This is a genomic window from Pontibacter amylolyticus (genome assembly GCF_014638845.1).
GTDB lineage: Bacteria > Bacteroidota > Bacteroidia > Cytophagales > Hymenobacteraceae > Pontibacter > Pontibacter amylolyticus.
Genome location: NZ_BMFP01000001.1, coordinates 879,823 through 894,209, shown reverse-complemented (window position 1 = coordinate 894,209; position 14,387 = coordinate 879,823). Strand labels below are relative to the sequence as shown.

The 14,387-nt window shown below is 52.8% G+C and carries 14 protein-coding genes; 9 read left to right on the top strand and 5 right to left on the bottom strand.

Features of this window, described 5'->3' with window-relative positions; genetic code table 11:
- Nucleotides 1-3: 3 nt before the first annotated feature.
- Nucleotides 4-630, top strand: coding sequence for a carbonic anhydrase (locus IEV97_RS03920; protein WP_188500175.1), 627 nt, complete (start codon nt 4-6; stop codon nt 628-630).
- A 607-nt stretch (nt 631-1,237) separates the two neighbouring features.
- Here IEV97_RS03920 and IEV97_RS03915 read toward each other — a convergent pair.
- Entirely contained in the window at nt 1,238-1,861 is a 624-nt protein-coding gene (locus tag IEV97_RS03915) for a porin family protein (protein ID WP_188500174.1), read from the bottom strand.
- A 192-nt stretch (nt 1,862-2,053) separates the two neighbouring features.
- Complete coding sequence (locus tag IEV97_RS03910; RefSeq protein ID WP_229733784.1) at nt 2,054-2,899, bottom strand: SWFGD domain-containing protein; 846 nt, start codon at nt 2,897-2,899, stop codon at nt 2,054-2,056.
- Nucleotides 2,900-3,443: 544 nt separating this feature from the next.
- Between IEV97_RS03910 and IEV97_RS03905 the strand changes: the two genes are divergently transcribed.
- Nucleotides 3,444-3,845, top strand: a complete 402-nt coding sequence (locus tag IEV97_RS03905; RefSeq protein ID WP_188500172.1) for a hypothetical protein — start codon at nt 3,444-3,446, stop codon at nt 3,843-3,845.
- A gap of 41 nt (nt 3,846-3,886) precedes the next feature.
- Here IEV97_RS03905 and IEV97_RS03900 read toward each other — a convergent pair whose 3' ends face one another.
- Complete coding sequence (locus IEV97_RS03900) at nt 3,887-6,343, bottom strand: type IA DNA topoisomerase (RefSeq protein WP_188500171.1); 2,457 nt, start codon at nt 6,341-6,343, stop codon at nt 3,887-3,889.
- 114 nt (nt 6,344-6,457) lie between these two features.
- On the opposite strand from IEV97_RS03900, the gene IEV97_RS03895 reads away from it, so the two are divergent.
- Together IEV97_RS03895 and IEV97_RS03890 are read left to right on the top strand one after the other, a co-directional pair.
- Nucleotides 6,458-6,679 (top strand): DUF2905 domain-containing protein, encoded by a 222-nt coding sequence (locus tag IEV97_RS03895; RefSeq protein WP_188500170.1) that lies wholly within the window; start codon nt 6,458-6,460, stop codon nt 6,677-6,679.
- Between the two features lie 338 nt (nt 6,680-7,017).
- The gene (locus IEV97_RS03890) at nt 7,018-7,782 is read left to right on the top strand and encodes a YdcF family protein (RefSeq protein WP_188500169.1); all 765 of its coding nucleotides are present in this window, start codon (nt 7,018-7,020) and stop codon (nt 7,780-7,782) included.
- A gap of 520 nt (nt 7,783-8,302) precedes the next feature.
- Here the strand turns inward: IEV97_RS03890 and IEV97_RS03885 are convergent.
- A complete protein-coding gene (locus IEV97_RS03885) occupies nt 8,303-9,667 on the bottom strand; it encodes an NAD-dependent succinate-semialdehyde dehydrogenase (RefSeq protein WP_188500168.1) in 1,365 nt (454 codons plus the stop codon).
- A gap of 249 nt (nt 9,668-9,916) precedes the next feature.
- On the opposite strand from IEV97_RS03885, the gene IEV97_RS03880 reads away from it, so the two are divergent.
- Genes IEV97_RS03880 through IEV97_RS03860 form a run of 5 tightly spaced genes read left to right on the top strand, consistent with a single transcriptional unit; the run spans nt 9,917 to nt 13,124 of the window.
- On the top strand, nt 9,917-10,537 hold the full coding sequence (locus tag IEV97_RS03880) for a TIGR04282 family arsenosugar biosynthesis glycosyltransferase (protein WP_188500167.1): 621 nt from the start codon (nt 9,917-9,919) through the stop codon (nt 10,535-10,537).
- Nucleotides 10,538-10,596: 59 nt separating this feature from the next.
- Entirely contained in the window at nt 10,597-10,932 is a 336-nt protein-coding gene (locus tag IEV97_RS03875) for an arsenosugar biosynthesis-associated peroxidase-like protein (protein WP_188500166.1), read from the top strand.
- A 3-nt stretch (nt 10,933-10,935) separates the two neighbouring features.
- Nucleotides 10,936-12,000, top strand: a complete 1,065-nt coding sequence (arsS, locus tag IEV97_RS03870; protein ID WP_188500165.1) for an arsenosugar biosynthesis radical SAM (seleno)protein ArsS — start codon at nt 10,936-10,938, stop codon at nt 11,998-12,000.
- A 7-nt stretch (nt 12,001-12,007) separates the two neighbouring features.
- On the top strand, nt 12,008-12,526 hold the full coding sequence (locus IEV97_RS03865; protein WP_229733783.1) for a rhodanese-like domain-containing protein: 519 nt from the start codon (nt 12,008-12,010) through the stop codon (nt 12,524-12,526).
- A complete protein-coding gene (locus tag IEV97_RS03860) occupies nt 12,519-13,124 on the top strand; it encodes a TIGR04282 family arsenosugar biosynthesis glycosyltransferase (protein ID WP_188500164.1) in 606 nt (201 codons plus the stop codon). The genes IEV97_RS03865 and IEV97_RS03860 overlap by 8 nt, the downstream gene beginning before the upstream one ends.
- Nucleotides 13,125-13,135: 11 nt before the next feature.
- Here IEV97_RS03860 and IEV97_RS03855 read toward each other — a convergent pair whose 3' ends face one another.
- Nucleotides 13,136-14,293: a L,D-transpeptidase family protein gene (locus IEV97_RS03855; protein ID WP_188500163.1), complete on the bottom strand. Its 1,158-nt coding sequence runs from the start codon at nt 14,291-14,293 to the stop codon at nt 13,136-13,138.
- Between the last annotated feature and the right edge of the window lie 94 nt (nt 14,294-14,387).

Below are 14,387 nucleotides of genomic sequence, written 5' to 3'. Positions count from 1 at the left end.
ACGATGGAGAAGATATTCGAGAATAATAAAAAGTGGGTGGAGCGAAAGCTCATCGAAGACAAAGACTACTTCAACAAGTTGGCCAATGGTCAGAAGCCACGCTACCTGTACATCGGCTGTTCGGACAGCCGCATTCCTATAAATGAAGTAACCGGCACAGGCCCGGGCGAGATCTTTGTGCACCGTAACATTGCCAACATGGTGGTGCATACCGATATGAACCTGCTATCGGTGCTGCAGTACGCGGTGGAAGTGCTTAAAGTAAAAGACATCATCGTGTGCGGCCACTATGGCTGCGGCGGTGTAGCGGCGGCAGCCAGCAACAAACAGTTTGGCCTGATGGATAACTGGCTGCGCAACATTAAGGATGTGATACGCCTGCACGAGCAGGAACTGATGAGCATCGAAGATGAGGACCAGCGCCATCGTCGCCTGGTGGAGCTGAACATTACAGAGCAGGTGCTGAACCTGTCCAAGACCTCGATCATTCAAAACGCCATGCAAACAGATGACCCGCCGAAGCTTTATGGCCTGGTATACGATCTGAGTGAAGGCCTCCTGAGGGATCTGAATGTAATGGAGCAGCAGAATTGCATGAAGCGCTACGAGCACATTTACGGCCTGCTGTAAGATTCCTGAGAATAACAAAGAGACTACTACTACCTATACCTACCGATTCATCTAGATCGGACAAAACCCTCGCATTTGTGAGGGTTTTGTGTTTAAGGGCTGAGTAGGTAGAGTTCAGGTATAGATGGTTCTTGCTATACCTTACTAAGCTTTTAAAGCAGTAAGAAAGCCCCGCATAAAGCAGGCAGGGCTGTTAAGTTCTGTTAAAACTATCCCCTTGAGGGGACTATAAGGGTGTAGATTCGGTGCTAGACTGCTTATAGCTGGCAGTATTGGGGTATCTTCACAGCTCTAAACATCCCTCTGAGAGCTACGCTCGCAAGTTTCGAACTCCCGTTCTCACTTGTCCTCAAGGGGAGAATTCTCTAGAACTTAACGGCCCCCGCATGAAGCATGGGAGTCTGGTCCTGTTTATCTGCTGCCGATCCGCTTTCAAATTGTAAAGAAACCTGGCAGAAGGTAGGGCCTTTACCAGGTGCTAACAAGATCCTCTCAGGATGACAAAATAAATAGCATGAAAAGATGCTGCCCTCCAGCGCTTGGATCTCTCCTAAAAGAAAAAAGCCCTCCGAAAGGGAGGGCTTTAAGGTATAAGGTATACAAAGTGTTATCGTCCGCCGAGCAGGTAGCTGAGCATGAGGCTAAAGCCCGAATTGCGTCGGTCGCGGTTAACGAACGCACCTTCGTCGTCTATCTTTTTCAGGCCGCCGGTATAGCGCACTTCAAGCCCCAGGCCATTGGTGGCACGGTAGCCTACAGAGCCTACATAGGCAAAGTCGATGGTATAGGGGTTGTCTGAAATGTTATGCTTGGTGGTCACGATCTTGTCGCCATTGCTGGAGTGCGCCTCGTGTACGTGGCTGGCGCTGTAGATAAAGGACACTTGCGGTCCCAGGTCGAAAAACATGCCGCTGGCCGAAACGTGGAACAGCACCGGTATGTCGATGTAGTTGAGTTTGAATACCTCGGCGGTTTGCAGGTTGCTGCCTGAGTAGATTTCGCGGCGTGCGCCTTTGGAGGTATAAAGGGCCTCTACCTGCATGCCCATCATGTTGTTGAGATGCTTTTGCAGGAATATGCCGCCTGTATACCCCACCCGGTACTTGTAACCGTCGGTGTCGGCGCCGGTAAAGGTTGTATAGGTAGGACCGCCTTTAAAGCCCAGCTGTTGGGCAAAACCGGTGCCTGACATAAGCGCCACGCAGCAAAGAACCAGTAAGAGTCGTTTCATAGGAAATACCTGTTTTTAGGGGTTGGTTTAATCGGGGTGAAATTACTGAGAAGCAGCAGACAGGTCAATGGAGGAAATATATAAATTGTGCTATTTTTCTCATGCAAAAAGCCCGGCCAATACTGGCCGGGCTTTTCTTATCCTCAAAAGGTTTAAATCAGATGATCGGCTCAAAAGCCAACCGCCTGCTTTCTACCATTCATAGTCTCTGCGAGAGGATGAACCATAAGAGTACGGAGGTCCGCTGTAGGTGTTACCGTAGCTGGTATGTGTTCTGGAGCGGCTGCTGTAGTCGCTGTCATGCTCTCTGTCGCGCATTTCGTCCATTCTTCTTCTGCGTTCAGCTTCTTCGTCACCGAACCACGATCTTACTTCGTCGCCGGCACGGTCAAAGAAACCTCTATCGTGGTCTCTGTCTCTATCGCGATCCCAGTCGCTGGAGCTGCGGCTGCTTCCATAGTTAGAGGAACCATAGCTGCTGCCGCTTCCGTAGCCGGAACCATAGCTAGACGAGCCGGAGCCATAATGGCCTGATCCGGTGCCATAGTTGGAAGACAGGCCTGATCCGTAAGTAGACGATTCTGATCCGTAATTGCCGGAAGAGCCGTAGCCCGATCCATAATTAGACGAACCGGAGCCGTAGTTTGAGCCCGAGCCATAACCGGAGCCGCCGTAGTTGGATGAGCCGCTGTAGCCACGGTTGGAGCGATAGCTGTCGCTGCCACGGTCGCGCATGTCATCCATTCTTCTTCTGCGCTCTGCGTCATCGTCGCCGAACCATGATTTTACCTCATCGGAGCCACGATCCCAGGCATCTCGGTCGCTGCTACCGTAGCGGCGGCTAGAGCCTGAACCGTAATTAGAGGAGCCGGATCCGTAGTTGGAGCCGGAGCCATAACCGGAGCCGTAAGAGGAACCTGAACCGTAGTTCGAGCCAGTTGAGCGGCCGTAAGTGGAAGTGCCACCATAGCCAGAAGTAGAATAGCTGTCACGGCCACTGCCGAAATCGCCACCGCTTCTGCCTGAAGTACCTCTCATACGGTTGGTTGGGTCATACTCTCCTGAATAGTAATTTCTGCCTGAGCCCCTGCTCTCAGTCCTGAAGTTGTCATTGAATGGGTTTGAACCCGAATTTTCATAGCTTCTCATAGCTTTAATTAAATTTTTAGGTTTAAAAAAAAGAACAAATTAGAGACGTGCCTAAAAAAGGTGCGCCGGTAATTTTTACGGCTGTAGGGCTTATAAGTTATTTAAGAAACTGTTAGGAGTACACAGACTTCCAGGCGGCAGGTATAACACAGCATATGAACAAAATAAGCACAATTATAAATTGTAATAAAATATTAATAAAATAGGTTCAGGTATATAGGGCGAATTGAATTATATAAAGCAGGCCGTTTTAGAAGGTTAGAGATAACTTGTTTTATGTGGTTGAAAATTATCTGATTAAGTCTGTTTTGGCTCTGTTTATAATGGCGCACTTTGGTTTTAAGGATTGTATATTTTGTATTTTTTTATTTTTGTAAATTACATTGATTTGGTAAATTGCAGGCCTTTAGTTTTTTTGTCTAGTAGCTATCTTATGAAATTTACAAAATTGCTGGCCTCAGCGGTGATGGTTGTCTCATTGACAGCCTGTGAAGATGTGTTTGAGGAGGGGAGCCTGCAGCCAGATGGTTCAAAGCCTGCTCTGACGATCCGGAATCCAACGAAAAACCAGGTGCTTGCTAAGTCGTCGGGACTTCGTGTAAAGTTAACAGCCTCTGACAAAGACAAAGTGAAGGAGTTGCACGTGCGAGTTCGGGCCGTTAACGGCGATGCGGATTACATCAACTTCACTACTTTGCCTGATAAGAAGATTCTCGAATTCGATACGTTGCTTAGCGCAACCGAGCTTCCACAGGGCAACTATACCTTGACGATCAACGCCACAGACTACCGAACGAATGTTTCGTTTGGCGAAGTGCTCTTCTCGGTAAAGTAGGGCCTATACCTGCCGGCTATACCTGACAGCCGGTTGGCTGGTCAGTTGAGCAGGTATACGACCTGCCAGTTGTCGTTGATGGCCAGGGCTGCGTCGAAGCTGTTGCCGGTCTTGGCTGAGGTAAAACCTTTGATCTTGCCGGTCTTGCCTTTGGTAAGCAGCGTGCCGATCTGTTTTTCGCTGAGCTGCTTACCGCCCATCTCGAAGGGCACCACAAACTGGCATCCTTCCCGGAAACGGCTGCAGCCGTAGGCAGTCTTGCCCTTGAGCATGCTGCCCTGCCTGCATCTTGGGCAGGTTGCGAAAGGATCCACTTCCGGGGCTTTCTCCGCTTTCTCCAGTACAACCTGTTTGTTGCTATCCAGTTTCAGGCTGGCGTCGAAGGGATTGCCCTGTTCGTCTTTAAAGCCTTTGATTACGGGCGTCTTGCCTTTGCTGAGCAGGGCTGTGATCTGTTTGTCAGTAAGGATTTTGCCCTGTTGCTCGATCGGGATCAGGAAGCGGCAGCCTTCCTTGAAGCGGATACAGCCGTAGGCTTTGGAGCCCTTCAGGATATGGCCTTCGCCGCAGGAGGGACAGGCGCCCAGGCCTTTTCCAGGTATAGCTTCTGCAACTTCTTTGGGCTTTTTAGTGGCAGCCTTTTCTTTTCCAGCCTTGACAGTTCCTCCTTTGGCAGGCGCAGTCTCGGGTTGGGCCTCCATGGTCACGGTGGCTTTGTCGTACTTTACCTCCTGCACCAGACTCACCACAAACTCCTGCAGCTCCTGCAGAAAAGCCTCTGCTTTAAAAGAACCTCCTTCGATCTGGCGCAGCTTGCGCTCCCACTGCCCGGTCATCTCCGCTGACTTCAGGGTCTGGTTGCGGATCACGCCGATCAGGTCGATGCCCATCTGGGTGGGAATGATCTTCTTCTTGTCTTTGCGGATGTACTGGCGCTTGAACAGTGTTTCGATGATGGCGGCACGGGTAGAAGGGCGGCCGATGCCGTTTTCCTTCAGCGCCTCTTTGAGCTCCTCATCATCTATCTGGCGACCGGCGGTTTCCATGGCACGCAGCAGGGTCGCTTCGGTATACTCCTTCGGCGGGTTCGTCCATTTCTTGTCGAGCAGGGGCGCATGCGGGCCGTGCTCGCCTTTCTCGAAATTGGGCAGTATGCCGGCTGTTTCCTCTTCTTCTTTGTTGTCTTTGCCGGTAGGGCTGTCTGTTTTTACGTCCTCAGCGCCATAGAGCACACGCCAGCCCGGCTCCAGGATCTGCTTGCCACGCACCCGGAAGGTATAGCCTGCCGACTCCGCCGAAACCGTGGTGTTGCTCACGATACAGTCCGGGTAGAAGGCTGCCAGAAAACGACGCGTGATGATGTCGTACACGTCCGCCTCGCGCCCGTACAGACTGGCTTGGGCTCCGGTTGGTATAATGGCGTGGTGATCGGTGACTTTGTTATTGTTGAATACCTTTTTGCTCTTCCGGATCTTACTTTGCAACAGAGGCGCAACCTCCTGCTGATAGCCACTCAGGCCCTGCAGGATGCCCGGAATTTTCGGGTAAATGTCGTCTGGCAAAAACACCGTATCCACACGCGGATAGGATACCACTTTTTTCTCGTAGAGACTCTGGATGGTTTTGAGCGTTTCGTCGGCTGACATGCTCAGCTTGTTGTTGCACTCGATCTGCAGCGAGGTCAGGTCAAACAGCTTGGGCGGACTCTCGGTACCCTTCTTGGTCTCGATGTCAGTGATGGTGAGCTCATCCTTTTGGATGGCCTCCAATATCTTCTGGCCTTCCTCTTCATTATGAAATCGGCCGTTGGTGCTTGAAAAAGTCGTGTCGCGGTATACCGTCTTGAGCTCCCAGTAGGCCTGCGGCACAAAGTTGGCGATCTCGTGGTGGCGGTTCACGATCATGGCCAGGGTAGGGGTCTGCACCCGCCCGATGGAGAGCGTCTGCCGGCCCTGCGCATACTTGAGTGTGAAAAGGCGCGTGGCGTTCAGGCCCAGCAGCCAGTCGCCTATGGCGCGGCTTTTGCCGGCCTGGTAGAGCGAGTCGAACTCGGAGCCATCGCGCAGTCGGGCAAAACCCTGCCGGATGGCGTCCTCGGTGAGCGAGGAAATCCAGAGGCGTTTGAAAGGCTTGCGGTAATTGGCCTCGGTGAGCACCCAGCGCTGAATCACTTCCCCCTCCTGGCCGGCGTCACCGCAGTTAATCACCTCCTCGGCATTGTCGAGCAGCTTTTTGATGATGTTGAACTGTTGCACAACTCCTTTGTCCTGCATCAGCTTGATGCCATACCTTTCTGGCAGCATCGGCAGGTCGTAGAGGCTCCAGCGCTTCCACTCGGGGCGGTAGTCGTCGGGCTCACGCAAGGTGCAGAAGTGGCCGAAAGTCCAGGTGACCTGGTAGCCGTTGCCTTCGTAATAGCCGTCCTTTCGGGTTTTGGCTCCAATCACGTTGGCAATCTCACGCGCGACACTCGGTTTTTCAGCAATGCAGACTTTCAAGGTATAGGGGTAATTTTAGGGTGACTCTAACATTCAAATTTACGCTTTTAAGGTATAAATCCCTACACTTGCTTTGCCGTAAATACAGGCGTTGAACCCTAAGCTACTGAAACCATGCAGCCACTCGGAAAATACATTGTGATCATAGGTATAGCTATCGTAGTCATCGGCCTGATCGTCTGGCTGGCGGGAGATAAGCTGGGTTGGTTCGGCAACCTCCCCGGCGACATCCGGGTGGAGCGCGAAGATTTCAAGTTCTACATGCCGATCACGAGCATGATTCTGGTCAGCATCCTGCTCTCACTGCTGCTTTGGGTGTACCGGAGGTTCTTTTAAATTTTTGACAAAAGACTGCTTGACAAATGACAAAGGACTGTGACAAAGGATTTCTTGACGATGTAGCTTTTGGCAGAATACCTTTTGACCAGAACCTCATAAATTTCACTGTCTTTGCAAGCCTCTATACCTGATGTGCTCCGGCACGATTCTGTAACCCCGGCTTATTCAAGCCACAGCGCTTGTTTACAATCTGGTTGACCTTCATCAAACAGTCTTGTGTCCTTTGTCAGGCAGCCCTTTGTCAAGTAATCCTTTTTCAGGCAGTCTTTTGTCAAAAATTCCTTTGTCAAAAACCCTTTTATACCTTTGCGGCATCTGCTATACCTGAAACCGCTATGTTCTTCATCCTTTCCAAGCTGCTGCAGTATTTCCTGATGCCCATTATCTGGATCGCAGTGCTGCTCCTGCTGGCTATATTTCTGCGATCACCCAAATGGCGACGCATCACGCTCGTTTCAGCTACTGTATTGCTGCTGGTCTTCTCGAATCCGTTTCTGGCGAATGTCACGATGCGGGCATGGGAGATGGAGGCTGTGCCGCTGGAGCAGGTGGAAAATTATGACGTAGCCATCATCCTGACGGGTGTGACCCAGGCCATTGGTTTTGCTGATGACCGGGTGCATACCAATAAAGGGGCCGACCGCTTCCTGCACCCGCTCAAGCTTTACCGGATGGGAAAAGTAGACAAATTTCTGATCACGGGAGGTATAGGCACCGTCGCCCTGGACCGCCGACCTGAGGCAGAAATGCTGCAGGAAATTCTGCTGCTGGCAGGTGTGCCGCAAGAGCACATCATCATCGAGACCCGCAGCGATAACACCTACCAGAATGCGATCTTCACCGGCGATGTGCTGCAAAAGCACCCCGAACTAAAGCGTCGTCTGCTGGTGACGTCCGCCTTCCACATGCTCCGCGCCAAAGCGTGTTTCGACAAGGCAGCTATAGAAACGGACATTTTCCCAACTGACTTCTATACCTCCGAGGTCCGCTATACCCCAGACGAACTGCTTATACCCAATCCTGACGCTTTCCGGCTCTGGCACCGCCTGATTCACGAAGTAACCGGTTTTGTGGTTTATAAGGTGGTGGGGTATATTTAATTGTTAAATTGTTGATGGTTAAATTGTTAACCGGGGAATGATTAACCCACCCCTGCCCAAGGGGCAGGGCCATTAAGTTGTACAGAAACTATCCCCTTAAGGGGATTATAGGGGTGTAAAGCCAGTTGCAAAAGTCCAAAGCCAAAAGCTAACACCCCTCTAGCTCCCCTCGAGGGGAGAATTTAGCGATTACTCAGTTTAATTGGCTTACCAAGTTTTTACAGTAATAGTTAGAAATTAACAACTCTACTACCCCTAGGGGGGAATTTCTGTGCACGATTCGGACAGGTTGCGATTCAGTCCAACATCATAAGAATCAATTAGCATAATCTGTCATTTCGAATACAATGAGAGATCTGAGTTATTTCGGGGGCTGCACTATTTCAGATTTCTCACTGCGTTCGAAATGAGAATAAGAATCCTGTCTCACAGTTTTGGCTCCCAACTTGCCCCTCCAGCCCCAAACTCCCAAACTCACCAAATCACTCCATCACTCAACCACTCATTCACTCAATCCCACTTACCCCACCCAAATACTCTTCTGGTTGGTAAACTCCCGGATGCCGATGTAAGAGAGCTCACGGCCATAGCCTGACTTTTTGATGCCGCCGAAGGGCATTTCGGGAGAGGAAGCGACCATGGCGTTGACGAACATGGCGCCGGTTTCTACCTGCCGGGCGATGCGCAGGCCGCGTTCCTTGTTGCCGGTGAAAACGGTGCCGGCCAGGCCGTAGCGGTGGTCGTTGGCTATCCGGATGGCTTCTGTTTCGTCTTTCACCACAAACACGATGGCAACAGGGCCGAATAGCTCGTCTTCGTAGGCGGGCGATCCCGGTTTGGGGTCTTGGATGATCATCGGTTTGAAGTAGGCACTGTCCTTGCCTTCACGGCCGCCTTCCAGCACTACTTTAGCGCCTTTTTTGACGGACTGCTGCACCTGTTCTTCTAGTTCCTCGGCCAGGTCTTTGCGGGCCAACGGACCGTAATCGCAGTTGTCGGTAAGCGGGTTGCCGGTTTTGAGGGCCTGCATCTTTTCTTTCATCTTCTCCAGAAAAGCATTGGCTATACCTTCCACCACGATAAAGCGTTTGGCGGCAATGCAGCTCTGGCCGGTGTTCACCATGCGGGACTTGACCGCCACGGTTGAAGCCTCTTCCAGGTCAGCGTCCTCCAAAATGATAAAAGGATCGCTGCCGCCCAGTTCGAGCACGGTCTTCTTGATCTCACTGCCCGCTTTTTCGGCCACTTTGGACCCGGCGCCTTCGCTGCCTGTCAGAGTTACGGCTTTTACAATCGGGTTCTCGATGATGGCGTCTACTGCTTTGGACTCTACCAGCAGGGTATGGAAAACGTCTTTCGGGAAGCCGGCTTTGTGAATGATCTCTTCAATAGCCAGCGCGCATTGCGGCACGTTGGAAGCATGTTTGAGTACACCCACGTTACCCGCCATCAGGGCAGGGGCCAGGAAACGGAACACCTGCCAGAACGGAAAATTCCAGGGCATGACGGCCAGCACCACACCCAATGGCTCGTAAGCGATCAGGCTGCGGCTGGCCCCGGACTCCACTTCCTCATCTTTGAGGAATTCGGCAGCATGCTCGGCGTAGTAGCGGCATACCTTGGCGCACTTCTGTACTTCGGCTATCGAGTCCTTGATGGGCTTGCCCATCTCCAGGGTAATAATGCGCCCATACTTCTCAGCATCCTGCTCCAGAATCTCGGCGCAGCGGTTCATCAGGCGCGCCCTTTCCCCGAAGCTGGTTTTTTTCCATTGCCGGAAGGCTTCGTCTGCTGCCTTCAGCTTTTCTTCTACCTGTTCAGCTGTGTGCGCCTCAAAGGTCTTGATGATTTCGTTGGTTGCGGGGTTTATAGTTTGTATAGCCATTTTTCAAATCTGGGATATGCTGTAAATATACGGAAGCCGGGCCGTTTGTGCCGCCCCCGGAAACGATCTTATAAATAGATGGTTAAATAAAGTGTCGATAAAGTTCTATTTGCGGGATTTTGCGGATATTGTTACTTCTTTCGCAAATATTCCCTTTTATATAGCGGCTTTCTTATTAAATTGCCTCTCATTAGAGCAACGAAAGGATTTTACGCTGATCGGAAAACGCTCTGATTTAACTCTTCCTCCTTGGATACGCCTCAACACGATACCGTCATTTTGCTGTTTGCCCAGACGCCTGAGCAACAGGTCCGCTATAAAACGTTCACAGAGGAGCAGGGCCCCGAACTGAACCAGCAAGCGGCCGACCTGCTGTTGCAGCATACCCTGTTTGTGGCCAAAGGATCCGGTATACCGCTGGTGGTCATTTACCCGGAACGGCAGGAGGGAAGCAATTTTGGAGAACGCCTGGCCAATGCCTTTCAGGAAGTTTATTCCATGGGCTATCAGCGCGTTATCTGCATCGGAGCTGACTGCGTGGACCTGACTTCAACCGAACTCGTGCTGGCACAGGAGGCGCTCAGCACCGGCCGCATGGTGGTGGGACCGGGCACAAAAGGCGGCGCTTACCTGGTAGGCCTGCACATCGACAGCTTCGACCCCGAGGCGCTGGCCATGCTCAACTGGCAAACCGACGAACTGCTGAACGAACTGGTGCTCTACGGCTACCGCATGCAGGCCAGCATGGGCAGCCTGACGGTGCTTGACGAAAAGACCGAAGCAGGAAGCGGAGCCGACCTTTCACTCCAATTAAACATCCTCCCCGTTTACCATCATCTGCACAGGCAGCTCAGCGCTATTCTGGACTAACGCAACAGGAGTCACTGGTTTCTTGTTACCTTTAAGGGTAAATAAGACTTTATACTTCTATGGAAAATACGTATTACAATCCGGCGGACCTGAAGAAATTCGGGAACATAAGCGAGCTGCAGCCCGAGATGGGCCGCAAGTTTTTCGATTACTATGGTGAGGTTTTCAAAGAGGGTGCCCTGACCGAGCGCGAAAAAGCCCTGATCGCCCTGGCCGTGTCGCACGCCGTGCAATGCCCTTACTGCATCGACGCCTATACCTCTGACTGCCTCGAAAAAGGTGCCGACGAAAACCAGATGATGGAAGCCGTGCACGTGGCCGCCGCCATAAAGGGCGGCGCTGCGCTGGTGCACGGCGTGCAGATGATGAACAAGATCAAGGACCTGACCATGTAGCCCATGCCTATACCTGTTAAATCGCTGAAGGCGCAGCAGCACCAGTTTGCCAACCCGGCTTTCCAGCTGGAGGTGCTGCAGCATGCGGGAACGGAAGAAGGCGATTTCCCACTCTTCGGAGCCAAATTGCAACAGCACCAGCTATACCCTTTACGGCCCACCGGTACCACCATTCTGCAGGTGAACGTGGGCAAGATGTGCAACCAGACCTGTCGCCACTGCCACGTTGACGCCGGCCCGGACCGCAAGGAGATCATGACCCGCGACACGATGCAACTCTGCCTCGATGCCCTGGCCAAATCACCGCAGCTTACAACGGTGGACCTGACGGGCGGTGCCCCAGAGATGAACCCGGATTTCCGTTGGTTTGTGGAGCAACTCTCAGCTATGGGGCGGCAGGTGATCGTGCGCTGCAACCTCACCATCATCCTGGCCAATCCCAAATACCACGACCTGCCGGAGTTTTTCAAAGCGCACCAGGTGCAGGTGGTGTCTTCGCTGCCCTATTTTTCAGCTTCCCGCACCGATGCCCAGCGCGGCGATGGCGTGTTCGAAAAATCCATCAAAGCGCTCCAGATGCTCAACCAGGTGGGGTACGGACAGGAGGGGAGTGGCCTGGAACTGAACCTGGTCTACAATCCGTCGGGTGCTTTTTTGCCTGCGGGTCAGAAATCGCTGGAAGGGGAGTTTAAACGCCGGTTAAAGAGCGGGTACGACATCGAATTCAACAACCTGTTCTGCATCACCAATCTGCCCATCAGCCGCTACCTCGACTACCTGGTGGAAAGCGGTAACTACAGCAGCTACATGGAAAAGCTGGTGACGGCCTTCAACCCCGTGGCGGCGGTCAATGTGATGTGCCGCAACACCATTTCGGTGGGTTGGGACGGCGCCCTCTATGACTGCGACTTTAACCAGATGCTGGAGCTGAAGGTACAGCCCGGCACGCCGCAGCACATCCGCGACTTTGACCTGGACCAGCTTGACAGGCGACAGATCGTGCTGGATCAGCATTGTTACGGTTGCACCGCCGGGGCTGGCTCCAGTTGCGGCGGCTCCACCACCTGATCTGCTTATGCGCTCTACCCGGCACCATCGGCTATACCTGGCTTTATCGTTTTTCATGCTGCTGTCAGCTTGCAAACAGCCTTCCGATGCAGCATATCACCTGATGCTCCGGCAGCTGTACAGCCACAGCGTGGACACCATTTCGACGGCGCAAGTGCAGCAACAGCTAAACCAAGGTATAGCCCTGCTGCTCCTCGACACCCGCAGCGAAGCCGAGTACCGGGTAAGTCACCTGCCCGGTGCCAGGTATGTAGGCTATACAGACTTTGACCTTTCTGACCTGAAAGACGTACCCCCAAATACGCCCCTTGTGGTATACTGCGCTGTTGGTTACCGCAGCGAAAAAATAGGCGAGCGGCTGCAGAAAGCTGGCTATACCAAGGTGCGAAACCTGCACGGCGGCCTGTTTGAATGGATAAATCAAGGGCTGCCTGTGCACGACGCGCAGGGCCAAACTACAAAAGTGCATGCCTATACCCGCGTCTGGGGCATTTGGCTGCGCAAAGGAGAAAAAGTGTATGACTGAGAAAAACCTGTTGATGCTCTTTGTCCGCAATCCGGAGCTGGGCAAGGTGAAAACCCGGCTGGCGGCCAGTGTGGGGCCTGAAATGGCGCTCGACATTTACCTGCACCTGCTCCGCCATACCCGGGACATCACCCGGCACCTGCCCATGGACAAAGTGCTGTACTATTCTGAAAAAGTGGAAGAGGACGACCTCTGGCCCGCGCAGCATTACATCAAAAAGTTACAGCACCCCGAAGGCGATCTGGGCGAGAAGATGAAACGGGCTTTTGAAGCGGCTTTTGCCGAGGGCTATACCTCCGTGGTGATCATTGGCAGCGACTGTCCGCAGCTTACTTCCGAGATCATTAGCCAAGCGGTTGAGGAATTGAAAACGCACGAGGTAGTGATCGGTCCTGCCCTGGATGGTGGTTACTATTTGCTGGGTATGACGCAGCTTTACCGTGATTTATTTCAGAACAAACGCTGGAGCACCGAGCACGTTTTTCCGGATACCATTGCGGACATCGAGCGCCTGCACCTGCGCCATACCTTGCTGCCCTACCTCTCGGATGTGGACGAGCTGGAGGACCTGCAGGAAAACTGGCCGGAACTCAGCTAAACTTACTGCTCCTACTGCACCGTTTCTGGTTTGTCATATCCATAGATATCCTCCCGAAACTGAATGACGGAAGACTCATCGGCCCAGGCCGTCAGGTATACGATGACCAGGGGCACGGGCTTTTTGAGTCGGATGAACTGCTCGTCTTTGTCAGATGTCAGCACCTTTTCAATGCGCTTGTCCGATAGGCCGCTCCGCTCCTGCAACAGGTATAGCGCCAGGTCACCGGGATTTTGCAAGCGGATGCAGCCGTGGCTGAGCGCCCGCCGCTCCAACGCGAACAGGTGCCTGTCTTTGGTGTCGTGCAGGTACTGGCTCACACGGGTGTCGAACAGGAACTTCACAAGACCGAGCTCATTGTGCTGCCCCGTCACCTGCACGATCCGGTAATTGAAACCAGCAGCCGTAACGGTACTCCAATCCACGCTCCAGGGGCTTATTTTTTGCCACCCTCCCAAAGCAGCCGGTTTAAACAGCTCCATGTCGCGCTTGGCCAGGTAGCCGGGGTTCCGTTTCAGAATAGGCAGAATTTCTTTGGAGGCGATGGAGTTGGGGATGTACCAGTACGGGTTAAAAACGATGGTATGCAGCTTGGTATGGTTGACGATGGTAGGTACGTTGGGTTTGCCCACAATGGTGCGCATGTGCAGCAGGACACTGTTCTTGTCGATCAGCCGCAAGGTATAGTCGGGTATGTTGACGATGAGGTAGGGCTGGGGCAGGTCGCGGCTAAAGGCCTCCCAGCGTTGCAGGCTATGCTGCAACTGCCGCAGCCGCTGCTGAGGCGACACGTTGAGTGCGGCGACGGTGCGCGGCCCTACAATGCTGTCGGCTTTGAGCGCATGCCTCGCCTGGAAACGCACGACGGCCGCTGCCAGTTGACGGGTGTAATAGGTTGCATTTTCTGTAGTATCGGCACTGGCCAGGTCGCCGGTCAGGAGTAGATTGGTGCGCAGATCCGGGGTATAGCGGCTGGTGTCGCCCGGGCGGAGCAGCAGGTTGCCCGGGAAGGTGTGCCAGACGCTGTCTTTCAATCCTTCGTACTGCGCAATGGCCAGCCGGAGTTGTTGTTTCTGATTCGGCACGAGCAACCATACCTCCGTAGAGTCGCTGGCTATACCTGGCAGAGCGTATAGAAACAGCAGGATCGGAATAAGCAGGCGTGCCATGGGCAGTAGCTAAGCGTTGGTTGTTGGATGTACGCATTCAGTTCAAAGAAGGCGCAATCTTATAAATAAAACATCTTGCCCTGGCAATTGGTTT

Excerpts from the sequence above, each read along its gene's own strand:
- IEV97_RS03920 (WP_188500175.1), top strand. The coding sequence starts at position 4 with ATGGAGAAGATATTCGAGAATAATAAAAAGTGGGTGGAGCGAAAGCTC.
- IEV97_RS03915 (WP_188500174.1), bottom strand. The coding sequence starts at position 1,861 with ATGAAACGACTCTTACTGGTTCTTTGCTGCGTGGCGCTTATGTCAGGC.
- IEV97_RS03910 (WP_229733784.1), bottom strand. The coding sequence starts at position 2,899 with ATGAGAGGTACTTCAGGCAGAAGCGGTGGCGATTTCGGCAGTGGCCGT.
- IEV97_RS03905 (WP_188500172.1), top strand. The coding sequence starts at position 3,444 with ATGAAATTTACAAAATTGCTGGCCTCAGCGGTGATGGTTGTCTCATTG.
- IEV97_RS03895 (WP_188500170.1), top strand. The coding sequence starts at position 6,458 with ATGCAGCCACTCGGAAAATACATTGTGATCATAGGTATAGCTATCGTA.
- IEV97_RS03890 (WP_188500169.1), top strand. The coding sequence starts at position 7,018 with ATGTTCTTCATCCTTTCCAAGCTGCTGCAGTATTTCCTGATGCCCATT.
- IEV97_RS03885 (WP_188500168.1), bottom strand. The coding sequence starts at position 9,667 with ATGGCTATACAAACTATAAACCCCGCAACCAACGAAATCATCAAGACC.
- IEV97_RS03875 (WP_188500166.1), top strand. The coding sequence starts at position 10,597 with ATGGAAAATACGTATTACAATCCGGCGGACCTGAAGAAATTCGGGAAC.
- arsS (WP_188500165.1), top strand. The coding sequence starts at position 10,936 with ATGCCTATACCTGTTAAATCGCTGAAGGCGCAGCAGCACCAGTTTGCC.
- IEV97_RS03865 (WP_229733783.1), top strand. The coding sequence starts at position 12,008 with ATGCGCTCTACCCGGCACCATCGGCTATACCTGGCTTTATCGTTTTTC.
- IEV97_RS03860 (WP_188500164.1), top strand. The coding sequence starts at position 12,519 with ATGACTGAGAAAAACCTGTTGATGCTCTTTGTCCGCAATCCGGAGCTG.
- IEV97_RS03855 (WP_188500163.1), bottom strand. The coding sequence starts at position 14,293 with ATGGCACGCCTGCTTATTCCGATCCTGCTGTTTCTATACGCTCTGCCA.